Raw genomic sequence first — 5,942 nt, 5'->3', positions numbered from 1 at the left:
AAGGCCACCCAAAGGTCGTGCAGGTCAGCGGTCGGTTACCGGTGGGTAGGTAAAGGCTATCCCGGGCGGCGCCGCCTTGTCCTGTCGGCGTGGTGTGAGTCGTTCGTCATCGATCGCGCGGGACGAGCGGGATCGCGACGAGCGGGAAGAGGGCCACGAGCGCGAACGCCCACCCGTAGCCCAGCCCGGCCACGGTGAGCCCGACGACCGGCGGGACGGCCGCGCTCACCAGGTACTGGCCGGTGTTCTGGACGCCCAGCGCCTTGCCCGACCACCACGGCCCGGCCCGCTCGGCCACGGCGGTGAAGGCCAGGCCGTTGTCGGCGACGGTCACGACCGTGGCCACGACGATGAGAACCACGGCCAGGGGCGTCGGCTCGAGCACGCCGAGCGCCAGCATCGTCAGCGCCGCCCCGACCGCGACGATCCGCATGGGTCCCATGCGACTGCCCACCCGGTCGGACCACCAGCCCACCCCGATGCGGCCGGCAGAGCCGAGCAGCTGGGTGGACGCCACGAGCACACCGGCTGCGCCGGCGGCCCAGCCGCGCTCGTCGATGAGCCAGACGAGCATGTAGGTCCACACGGTGAACTGCGGGACGACCAGCAGGGCCGACGCGGCGTGGATGCGCACGAGCGTGACGTCGCCCCGGTAGGGGCTGCCCGTCTCGCCTGCGTCGTCGGCGTCGGCGCGGGACCGTCGTGGTGGATCGACCACCAGCAGGGCGCAGGCCACGAGGACCACCGCGTTGAGAGCGGCGATGCACAGCAGCGTCGTGCGCAGGTCGGTGGCCTGCACCGTCGTCGGAACGAAGACCGCCGCGGCCCCGACCCCGAGCGGGAGCGCGGTCTGGCGCACCCCCATGGCGGTGCCGCGGCGCTCGGCCGGGAACCAGCCCACCACGAGTCGACCGCTGGCGGCGTTGGAGCTGGCCACGCCCACGCCGGCGACGAACCAGCACGCCGCCAGGGCGGGGTAGCCGTCCACGAACGCGGCGGCGACGGTGCCGCCGGTCGTGACCACCAGACCGAGCGTGAGGGTCAGTCGCTCACCCCACCGGTCGACGACGACGCCCCACGCCACGAGCGAGACGGTGGTGCCGAGCAGCGAGGCGGACGCCAGCGCGCCGGCCTGCGGGAGGGGGAGTCCCCGCTCGAGGTGCAGGTAGGGGATGAGGAAGACGGCGGCGTTCGCGGCCACCGTCCCCGACGCCTGCGCGAGCATGCCGACCGCGAGCATCAACCAGCGGTTCGGGGTGGTCACCGGACCATGGTCCGCCCGCGCCGACCGGTGCCGGCAGGGGGGTCAGGCCAGGGCGCCGACGTGGGCGAGGGCCTGTCGGACGAGCATCCCGCGCCCGCCCTCCATCTCGTCGAGGACGGCCGGGTCGAGGGCCTGCTCGGGCGTCATCCAGCTGAGCTCGAGGGCGTCCTGGCGCGGGTTGCACTCACCNCCCGGCAGCGGGAAGTACTCGGCCACCGTGAACGGCACGATCGACGCCGACAGCTGCGGGAAGGCGGTGGGGCCGAGGTCCTTCTCGAGGTTGCGCAGCAGCGCGTCGCGCACCGACTCGCCGTGGGTGACGCGTCCGGAGACGAAGGTGCGCGTCATGGCCCCGGTGGTGGGTGAACCACGCAGCAGCAGACCCAGGTGCTCGACCTGGCCGTGGGCGTCCACCCGGACGGGGATCCCCTCGACGTAGAGGATCGGCACGCGCGAGCGGGTCTCGTCGAGCGCGATCTCGGAGAGCCAGCCGGGATTGGGGTCAGGGGTGCGGACGGACGCCATGGCCTCATCCTCCCCCACGCGTGGGCGTCAGCCGTGCCGCCCCGGCGGGACGGCCCTCGTCAGGAGCTCGACGCGGTGGTGGAGGCCGCGATGCTGGCCGTCATCGCGGCGGTCATGGCGGCCTGGGCGTCCTGGATCGCCTTGCGGACGCCCTCGCTGGCCCAGTCGCCGTCGGCGACGACCTTGGCCCGCGCCTTCGCGGCCTTCCTCTCCCGCTTCTCGACCACGAGGCCGAGCTGGTCGGCGGCCAGGAGCAGGCCGACGAGCGGACCCGTGACCTGGTCGGCCGGCTGGTCGTGCAGGAGCACCTGCCGCATCGCGCCGACGAGCTGGTCGCGTCGTGCGACGTCGACGAGCTCGTACCGCTCCAGCCGGATGCCGAGCACGCGGCGCTGCTCGTCCCGCACGAGCCCGTCGGCCTCCAGGGACGCGAGCACGGCCTTGCGCTGCTTCTTGCCCAGGCGGGTCACGATCGCCTTCGGCGCCTGGTGGCCCTTCTGCCAGACGCGCTCGAAGGCGGCCTGCAGGTCGGGATCGTCCACGGGCGTGCGGTCGGCGACGGCCACGCGGGCCTTCCGTCCCGTGCCGACGAGCTCGAGGCGACCGAGCAGCACGAGGTCGATGAGTGCCGCGCCACCGAGCGCGGGCTCGGCGGCCATCGACGGCAGCCGCACCTTGCCCGACTCCGGGTCGAGCGCGACGAGCAGGAGGTCGCGAGCCACGGTCATGCCTCGAGCGTAGGCCGACCTGCGACCGACGTCACCCCGCCCTACGGTCGAGGGATGGACCCGTCGGACGACGCCACCACCCCTGAACACACGGCCCTCGACCCGCGGGCCGTGGCGCTGGCGCAGGACCTGCTGGACGACGCCCGCGAGGGTCGCACCGAGCGGTTGGCGCAGCACGTCGACGCGGGCGTCCCGGTCGAGCTCACCGATGCCTCGGGCAACACGCTGCTCATGCTCGCGGCCTACCACGGGCATGCGGGGACGGTAGCCGCGCTCACCGCCCGCGGCGCCGTCGTCGACGCGCTGAACGACCGCGGCCAGAGCCCGCTGGCCGGTGCGGTGTTCAAGGGCGAGGACGCGGTGGTGCGGGTCCTGCTCGAGGCCGGCGCCGACCCGGACGCCGGTCACCCGACGGCCCGCGAGACCGCGGCGATGTTCGGACGCACGGACCTCCTGGCCTGACCCCGGCTCACGGCCCGGACGGGCTGGGCGCGGTGGCCCGTGGGCGGCTAGGCTGGCATCACCACGACAGGGGAGCGCCGCCGCAGAGGGCGCTGAGAGTGCGGATCAGCCGCAGACCCTTGAACCTGCTCCGGTTAGCACCGGCGAAGGGAGTCACGATGAGTTCTGCATCCACGCGTACACCGACCGAGGGTCGGGCACGTCTGTCCTATCGCACCATCGACCTCGTCACGATCGCGTCGCTCGGTGTCGCGTTCGGGGTCATCTTCTGGGCCTGGGGGAAGCTCTACGGCCTCCTCGACCTGGCCGCGACGATCGGCTACCCGCCGGCCGGCGCGCTGCTCGGCGGCGGCTGGCTCCTCGCCGGGGTCGTCGGCGGGCTGGTCATCCGCCGGCCGGGTGCCGCGTTCGGCACCGAGGTGGTGGCCGCCGCGATCTCGATGTTCGTGCTCGGCGGCACCGAGTGGGGCTTCACCGTCCTGCTCTCGGGCCTCGTGCAGGGCGCCGGCGCCGAGCTGGGCTTCGCCCTCGGTCGCTACCGCCGGTGGGGTCTCGGCGTGGCCGTCCTCGCGGGCGTGCTGTCGGCCGTGTTCGCCTCCGTCTACGAGTGGAACTTCTACTACGTCGACTGGGGCCTCGCCTACAAGGTCGCCCACCTCGGCTTCTTCGCCGTGTCGGGAGCGGTCGTCGCCGGTCTGCTCGGCTGGATGCTCGTCCGCTCGCTCGCGGGCACCGGGGCGCTCGACTCCTTCGGCGCCGGTCGCGACGCCGCCGGAGAGGGCGTGCAGGCCTGACCGCCCTGACCACCACCCGACCCGTCGAGGTCCGCCTCGACGGGTTCGGGTGGCGGCCGGTGGGTCACGCCCGACCCGTCGTGGCCGACCTCGACCTGCACGTCCCCGCGGGCCAGCGGGTGCTGCTCGCGGGGCCGAGCGGCGCCGGGAAGTCGACCCTCCTGCTGGCGCTCGCCGGTGCGCTGGGCGAGTCCGTGCCCGGGGACCTCTCGGGATCGGTCCGCGCCGAGGGCGTGCGGGGTCTCGTGACGCAGCAGCCCGGCGACGCCGTGGTGTCGGCCCGCGTGGGCCGCGACGTCGCCTTCGGGCCCGAGAACCTCGGTCTCGACCACGACGAGACGTGGCGCCGGGTCGACGCGGCGCTCGACGCGGTCGGCCTGCCCTACGGTCGTGAGCACCCCACCGACGCGCTCTCCGGCGGAGAGACCCAACGTCTGGCCCTGGCCGGTGCCCTCGCGCTGCGCCCCGGTCTGCTGCTGCTCGACGAGCCGACCTCGATGCTCGACGAGGCCTCGGCCGCCGAGGTCCGACGGGCGGTCACCGACGCCGTGGCGTCGACGGGCGCGACGCTCGTGGTGGTGGAGCACCGCATCGGACCCTGGCTCGACCTCGTGGACCGGGTGGTCGTCCTCGGCCGTGACGGTGGCGTGCTCGCCGACACGGACCCGACCACCTTCGTGGCCGCGCACCGTGAGTCCCTCGGCGCGGCCGGGGTCTGGATGCCCGGGCTCGCGGCTCCTGTCCCGGTGCTCCCGGACCGGGGGCTGGTGGCGCCGGACGACGACGCGGTGCCGCTCGACGTCGAGCGGCTCACGGTCGAGCTGGTGCGTCGCTCGTGGCGCGGCACCACCCGCACCCGCGCCCTCGACGACGTCGGCCTGCGCCTGGTCGACGGCGCCGCGCACGCCGTCGTCGGTCCGTCGGGGGCGGGCAAGTCCACGCTGCTCGCGGCGTGCGCCGGTCTGCAGGCCCCCACCTCGGGAGCGGTCGAGCGCGCGGGGGAGCCACTGCACCGGATGCGGTCGTCGGCACTGGCCGCCGTCTCGGGCTGGGTGCCGCAGGTCCCCGAGCACGGCCTGCTCACCACCACGGTGCGCGAGGAGGTCGCCTTCACGGCGGGTCGTCTCGGCCGATCCGTCGACGTCGACGCCGTGCTGGAGCACCTCGGGCTCGGTGCCCATGCGGACCGGAACCCCTACCGGCTCTCCGGTGGTGAGCAGCGACGGCTCGCCCTCGCCGCCGCGCTGGCGCACCGGCCAGGCTCGGTGCTGCTCGACGAGCCGACCGTCGGCCAGGACCGGCTCACCTGGGCGACCGTGGCCGGCTGGTGGCGTGCCGCCGCGGACGCCGGGGCCGTCGCGGCAGCCGCCAGCCACGACGCCGACCTCGTGGCGCTCGCCGACCGGGTCCACCGGCTCGACGGAGGGCGGCTCGCATGACGACCCGGCACACCGTTCCCACCGGTCGACGGTCGCTCCTGCTGCACGTGAACCCGCTGGCGCTCGCCGTGGTGGGCGTCGCTGCCGTGCCCGGGTCGCTCGCCGTGCGGACGCTGCCGATCGCCCTGGTGACCGTGGCGGTCTACGCCGTCGTGCTCCTGCTGGTGGTCCCGTCGGTGCGGTACACGCTGCTGTGCCTGGCGCTCGCGGCCTTCGCGGGCCTCACGGTCGCCTACTCCACGTGGCGTCTCGGCGGGCACGACGAGACGCTCGCCCTCACCGCGGGCCTGCGCATCGTGGTGCTCGCCTGGCCGGGCGCCGTGGTGGCGGTGTTCGTCGACCCGGCCCGGCTCGGCGACCACCTGGCGCAGAACCTCCGGCTGCCGGCGCGGCCCGTGGTGGCGGTGACGTCGGCGCTGCAGCAGGCCGCCGGTCTGCTGGTCACCTGGCAGCAGCTCGTACGAGCGCGCCGGGCCCGGGGCGCGGGACCGGCCGGTGGCCCGGTCGCCCGCTCCCGGTACGGCGGCGGCCTGGTCTTCGCCCTGCTCGTCTCCTCGTTGCGCGGTGCGTCGCGCCAGTCCATCGCCCTGGACGCGCGCGGCTTCGCGTCGGCCCACGGCCGGTCGTGGGCCGAGCCGGCGCCGTGGACCCTGCTCGACGTGGCCGTCGCGGTCGGGGGAGCCCTGCTCGCCGCCGTCCCGGTGGTGCTCCTGGTGGCGGTCTAGCCAGG

The 5,942-nt window shown here is 74.9% G+C and carries 7 protein-coding genes, 1 pseudogene and 1 riboswitch; of the genes and pseudogenes, 4 read left to right on the top strand and 4 right to left on the bottom strand.

Annotation, left to right across the window (positions count from 1 at the left end; translation table 11 throughout):
* Positions 1-106: 106 nt before the first annotated feature.
* The 4 genes and pseudogenes from ASF38_RS04400 to ASF38_RS04390 form a co-directional block, all read right to left on the bottom strand.
* Positions 107-1,264 (bottom strand): MFS transporter, encoded by a 1,158-nt coding sequence (locus tag ASF38_RS04400; protein WP_235497389.1) that lies wholly within the window; start codon positions 1,262-1,264, stop codon positions 107-109.
* Positions 1,265-1,306: 42 nt separating this feature from the next.
* Positions 1,307-1,453, bottom strand: a pseudogene (locus ASF38_RS18770) (DUF4916 domain-containing protein); the annotation flags it as partial.
* Position 1,454: 1 nt separating this feature from the next.
* Positions 1,455-1,789, bottom strand: a 335-nt coding sequence (locus ASF38_RS04395; RefSeq protein ID WP_235497426.1) for a DUF4916 domain-containing protein, incomplete at its 3' end; no start/stop codon positions are given.
* Positions 1,790-1,848: 59 nt separating this feature from the next.
* Positions 1,849-2,517 (bottom strand): GPP34 family phosphoprotein, encoded by a 669-nt coding sequence (locus ASF38_RS04390; RefSeq protein WP_055962756.1) that lies wholly within the window; start codon positions 2,515-2,517, stop codon positions 1,849-1,851.
* Positions 2,518-2,571: 54 nt separating this feature from the next.
* Between ASF38_RS04390 and ASF38_RS04385 the strand changes: the two genes are divergently transcribed.
* The 4 genes from ASF38_RS04385 (at position 2,572) to ASF38_RS04370 (ending at position 5,937) form a co-directional block, all read left to right on the top strand.
* On the top strand, positions 2,572-2,979 hold the full coding sequence (locus ASF38_RS04385; RefSeq protein WP_056573901.1) for an ankyrin repeat domain-containing protein: 408 nt from the start codon (positions 2,572-2,574) through the stop codon (positions 2,977-2,979).
* A 58-nt stretch (positions 2,980-3,037) separates the two neighbouring features.
* A riboswitch (TPP riboswitch) is annotated at positions 3,038-3,148 on the top strand.
* Positions 3,138-3,773, top strand: coding sequence for an ECF transporter S component (locus ASF38_RS04380; protein WP_055962763.1), 636 nt, complete (start codon positions 3,138-3,140; stop codon positions 3,771-3,773). It overlaps the preceding riboswitch by 11 nt.
* An 80-nt stretch (positions 3,774-3,853) precedes the next feature.
* Positions 3,854-5,212 (top strand): ATP-binding cassette domain-containing protein, encoded by a 1,359-nt coding sequence (locus tag ASF38_RS04375; RefSeq protein ID WP_235497388.1) that lies wholly within the window; start codon positions 3,854-3,856, stop codon positions 5,210-5,212.
* Positions 5,209-5,937 carry an energy-coupling factor transporter transmembrane protein EcfT gene (locus ASF38_RS04370; RefSeq protein ID WP_056573898.1) on the top strand — a complete coding sequence of 243 codons (729 nt, stop codon included), beginning with the start codon at positions 5,209-5,211 and terminating at the stop codon, positions 5,935-5,937. Before ASF38_RS04375 ends, ASF38_RS04370 begins: the two co-directional genes overlap by 4 nt.
* Positions 5,938-5,942 lie beyond the last annotated feature (5 nt).

It is taken from the genome of Aeromicrobium sp. Leaf272, assembly GCF_001422865.1.
In the GTDB taxonomy this organism is placed as follows: Bacteria; Actinomycetota; Actinomycetes; order Propionibacteriales; family Nocardioidaceae; genus Aeromicrobium.
The sequence above is the reverse complement of the archived record's forward strand: the minus strand, read 5'-3'. Positions and strand labels throughout refer to the sequence as shown.

Coding starts and splice junctions, on each gene's coding strand:
- ASF38_RS04370 (WP_056573898.1), top strand. CDS start 5,209: ATGACGACCCGGCACACCGTTCCCACCGGTCGACGGTCGCTCCTGCTG.
- ASF38_RS04385 (WP_056573901.1), top strand. CDS start 2,572: ATGGACCCGTCGGACGACGCCACCACCCCTGAACACACGGCCCTCGAC.
- ASF38_RS04380 (WP_055962763.1), top strand. CDS start 3,138: ATGAGTTCTGCATCCACGCGTACACCGACCGAGGGTCGGGCACGTCTG.
- ASF38_RS04390 (WP_055962756.1), bottom strand. CDS start 2,517: ATGACCGTGGCTCGCGACCTCCTGCTCGTCGCGCTCGACCCGGAGTCG.